The organism is Pseudomonas sp. GCM10022186 (genome assembly GCF_042656385.1).
GTDB lineage: Bacteria > Pseudomonadota > Gammaproteobacteria > Pseudomonadales > Pseudomonadaceae > Metapseudomonas.
On sequence record NZ_JBHSOU010000063.1, the window covers coordinates 283,810 to 288,050 of the forward strand.

Consider the following 4,241-nt stretch of genomic DNA (forward strand, 5'->3'; position numbering starts at 1 on the left):
CGAGGGCCAACCGGTGGCCACCGTGTTCCCGAAAGAGGGCGTTACCGGCTGGGCCGACACCACCATGCTGCATGTGGACGCCAAGCACCCGAGCTGCGCCTACAAGTGGATGAGCTGGTCCCTGGAACCCAAGGTCCAGGGCGACCTGGCCGCCTGGTTCGGCTCCCTGCCCGCGGTTCCCGAAGGCTGCAAGGCCAGCACCCTGCTCGGCGCCGAGGGCTGCGCCACCAACGGCTATGAACAGTTCGACAAGATCGCCTTCTGGAAGACCCCGCAGGCCGAGGGCGGCAAGTTCGTGCCCTATAGCCGCTGGACCCAGGACTACATCGCGATCATGGGTGGAAGGTAATTCGCACCAATCTCTCAGCAGAAGTCACCCCTCTCCCTCCGGGAGAGGGGGCTGTTCTGAGTCTCTCTGAAACACCGAGCGGTTGATGCTCCCCTCTCCCCAACCCTCTCCCTGAAGGGAGAGGGAGCCAATCCGCGCAACGCCAGTACCTTTTTGCTTCACCGGAGCACCGCACCATGACACTTGCCGTCCAGTTCACCCAGGTTTCCCGCCAGTTCGGCGAGGTCAAGGCCGTCGACCGGGTATCCATCGATATCAGGGACGGCGAGTTCTTCTCCATGCTCGGCCCCTCGGGCTCGGGCAAGACCACTTGCCTGCGCCTGATCGCCGGCTTCGAGCAGCCCACCTCGGGTTCCATCCGCATCCACGGCGAGGAGGCCGCCGGCCTGCCACCCTACGAGCGCGACGTGAATACGGTGTTCCAGGACTACGCCCTGTTCCCGCACATGAACGTGCGCGACAACGTCGCCTACGGGCTGAAGGTCAAGGGCGTGGCGAAAGCCGAGCGCCTCAACCGCGCCGAGGAAGCCCTCGGCATGGTAGCCCTGGCCGGCTATGGCGACAGGAAACCCGCGCAACTCTCCGGCGGCCAGCGCCAGCGGGTAGCCCTGGCCCGCGCGCTGGTCAACCGCCCGCGCGTGCTGCTGCTGGACGAGCCCCTGGGCGCCCTCGACCTCAAGCTGCGCGAGCAGATGCAGAGCGAGCTGAAGAAGCTGCAGCGCCAGCTCGGCATCACCTTCATCTTCGTCACCCACGACCAGGGCGAGGCGCTGTCCATGTCCGACCGCGTGGCGGTGTTCAACAAGGGCCGCATCGAGCAGGTGGACACCCCGCGCAACCTCTACATGAAGCCGGCCACGCCCTTCGTCGCCGAGTTCGTCGGCACCTCCAACGTGCTGCGCGGCGACCTGGCACGCCAGCTCACCGGCCTCGACCAGCCCTTCTCCATCCGCCCCGAGCACATCCGCTTCGCCCAGGGCGAGATCGGCAGCCAGGAGGTGGAAATCCGCGGCCTGCTCCACGACATCCAGTACCAGGGCGCCGCCACCCGCTACGAGATCCGCCTGGATAACGGCCAGAACCTCTGCGTCAGCCTGGCCAACAGCCAATGGCAGGACGCCGCGCCGCTGCACCAGCAGGGCCAGGTGGTGACCGCGCGCTGGGCCCGCGACGCCATGGTCCGGCTGGCCGAGGGCGTGTGACATGGAACTGACCCTCAACGCCGAGCGGCCCCGGGCCGCCGTTGGTCCGATGCGCCGGCTGTCGGGCCTGCTCTACCGCCGCCCGACCCTGTACCTCTCGCTGCTGCTGGTGCCGCCGCTGCTGTGGTTCGGCGCCATCTACCTGGGTTCGCTGCTGACGCTGCTCTGGCAGGGCTTCTACACCTTCGACGACTTCACCATGGCGGTGTCGACGGACCTGACGCTGGCCAACTTTGCCGCGCTGTTCCAGGCCGCCAACTTCGACATCATCCTGCGCACCCTGGGGATGGCCATCGCCGTGTCCATTGCCAGCGCCGCCGTGGCCTTCCCCATCGCCTACTACATGGCGCGCTACACCACGGGCAAGACCAAGGCGTTCTTCTACATCGCGGTGATGATGCCCATGTGGGCCAGCTACATCGTCAAGGCCTACGCCTGGACCCTGCTGCTGGCCAAGGGTGGCGTGGTGATGTGGTTCGTCCAGGCGCTGCACCTGCAGCCGTTGCTGGAGCTGCTGCTGGGCGTTCCCGGCGTGGGCGGCAATACCTTGTCCACCTCGCACCTGGGGCGCTTCCTGGTGTTCGTCTATATCTGGCTGCCCTTCATGATCCTGCCGATCCAGGCTTCCCTGGAGCGCCTGCCGCCGTCCCTGCTGCAAGCTTCGGCCGACCTCGGTGCGCACCCGCGCCAGACCTTCCTGCAGGTGATCCTGCCGCTGTCGGTGCCGGGCATCGCCGCCGGCTCGATCTTCACCTTCAGCCTCACCCTGGGCGATTTCATCGTGCCGCAGCTGGTGGGCCCGCCCGGCTACTTCGTCGGCAGCATGGTCTACGCCCAGCAGGGCGCCATCGGCAACATGCCCATGGCCGCCGCGTTCACCCTGGTGCCGATCGTGCTGATCGCCGTCTACCTGTCCATCGTCAAACGCCTGGGGGCCTTCGATGCACTCTGAGAAAGCTTCGTGGGGCCTGAAAGCCGCCGCCTGGGGCGGGCTGGCCTTCCTGCACATCCCGATCCTGATCATCTTCCTGTACGCCTTCAACACCGAAGACGCCGCCTTCAGCTTCCCGCCCCAGGGCTTCACGCTGCATTGGTTCAGCGTCGCCTTCGGCCGCGAAGACGTGGTGGAAGCGATCAAGTTGTCGGCACAGGTGGCCGCACTGTCCACCCTGATCGCCCTGGTGCTGGGCACTCTGGCCGCGGCCGCGCTGTACCGCCGCAGCTTCTTCGGCAAGGAAGGCATCTCGCTGATGCTGATCCTGCCCATCGCCCTGCCCGGCATCATCACCGGCATCGCCCTGCTCTCGGCGTTCAAGGGGCTGGGCATCGAGCCGGGGCTGCTGACCATCGTCATCGGCCACGCCACCTTCTGCGTGGTGATCGTCCACAACAACGTGATCGCGCGCTTTCGCCGTACCTCCCACAGCCTCATCGAAGCCTCGATGGACCTGGGCGCCGACGGCTGGCAGACCTTCCGCCACATCATCCTGCCGAACCTCGGCTCGGCCCTGCTGGCGGGCGGCATGCTGGCCTTCGCGCTGTCCTTCGACGAGATCATCGTCACCACCTTCACCGCCGGCCACGAGCGCACCCTGCCGATCTGGCTGCTCAACCAGCTCAGCCGCCCGCGCGACGTCCCGGTGACCAACGTGGTCGCCATGCTGGTGATGCTGGTGACCATGCTGCCCATCCTCGCCGCCTACTACCTGACCAAGGGCGGCGAGAGCGTGGCGGGTAGCGGGAAGTAAACGAGGTTCCTCTCCCCCGGCCCCTCTCCTCTTCAGGGAGAGGGGTCGGGGGAGAGGGTGCCAGGCCCAGAACACGCGGCTGCCGGATAAATGCGCAGCCCTCTCCCCAACCCTCTCCCTGAAGGGAGAGGGGGCAAAACGCGAGGACGCCCCCATGCAAACCAAACTCCTGATCAACGGCCAGTTCGTCGCCGGCGAAGGCCCCGGCCTCGCCGTGCTCAACCCCTCCCTCGGCACCGCCCTGGTGGAGATCGCCGAAGCCTCCCCGGCCCAGGTCGACGCCGCCGTGCGCGCCGCCGATGCCGCCTTCCCGGCCTGGTCGCAGACCCCGCCGAAGGAGCGCGCCGGCCTGCTGCTGAAACTGGCCGACAAGATCGACGCCCACGCCGAGGAACTCGCCCGCCTGGAATCGCAGAACTGCGGCAAGCCCTACGCCGCCGCGCTCAACGACGAGCTGCCGGCCATCGCCGACGTGTTCCGCTTCTTCGCCGGCGCCAGCCGCTGCCTGAGCGGCTCCGCCGCCGGCGAATACCTGCCCGGCCACACCTCGATGATCCGCCGCGACCCCATCGGCGTGGTCGCCTCCATCGCGCCCTGGAACTACCCGCTGATGATGGCCGCCTGGAAACTCGGCCCGGCGCTCGCCGCCGGCAACACCGTGGTGCTCAAGCCCTCCGAGCAGACCCCGCTGACCGCGCTGAAGCTGGCCGAGCTCATCAATGAGCTGTTCCCCGCCGGCGTGGTCAACCTGGTGTTCGGCCGGGGCCCGAGCGTCGGCGAGCCGCTGGTGACCCACCCGAAGGTGCGCATGGTCTCCCTCACCGGTTCGGTGGCCACTGGCAGCCGCATCATCAGTGGCACCGCCGACAGCGTGAAGCGCATGCACATGGAACTGGGCGGCAAGGCCCCGGTGATCATCTTCGACGACGCCGACATCGACGC

General features: G+C 67.5%; 4 protein-coding genes and 1 pseudogene. All 5 read left to right on the plus strand.

What is annotated here, in order from left to right:
• Positions 1–349, plus strand: a pseudogene (locus ACFPU0_RS22355) (spermidine/putrescine ABC transporter substrate-binding protein); the annotation flags it as partial.
• A 176-nt stretch (positions 350–525) separates the two neighbouring features.
• Positions 526–1,551, plus strand: coding sequence for an ABC transporter ATP-binding protein (locus ACFPU0_RS22360; protein ID WP_377695478.1), 1,026 nt, complete (start codon positions 526–528; stop codon positions 1,549–1,551).
• A gap of 1 nt (position 1,552) precedes the next feature.
• Positions 1,553–2,503 (plus strand): ABC transporter permease, encoded by a 951-nt coding sequence (locus tag ACFPU0_RS22365; protein ID WP_377695480.1) that lies wholly within the window; start codon positions 1,553–1,555, stop codon positions 2,501–2,503.
• Positions 2,493–3,299: an ABC transporter permease gene (locus ACFPU0_RS22370; RefSeq protein WP_377695481.1), complete on the plus strand. Its 807-nt coding sequence runs from the start codon at positions 2,493–2,495 to the stop codon at positions 3,297–3,299. The genes ACFPU0_RS22365 and ACFPU0_RS22370 overlap by 11 nt, the downstream gene beginning before the upstream one ends.
• 154 nt (positions 3,300–3,453) lie before the next feature.
• Positions 3,454–4,241: aldehyde dehydrogenase family protein (locus tag ACFPU0_RS22375; RefSeq protein ID WP_377693711.1), on the plus strand; the 788-nt coding region annotated here is incomplete at its 3' end.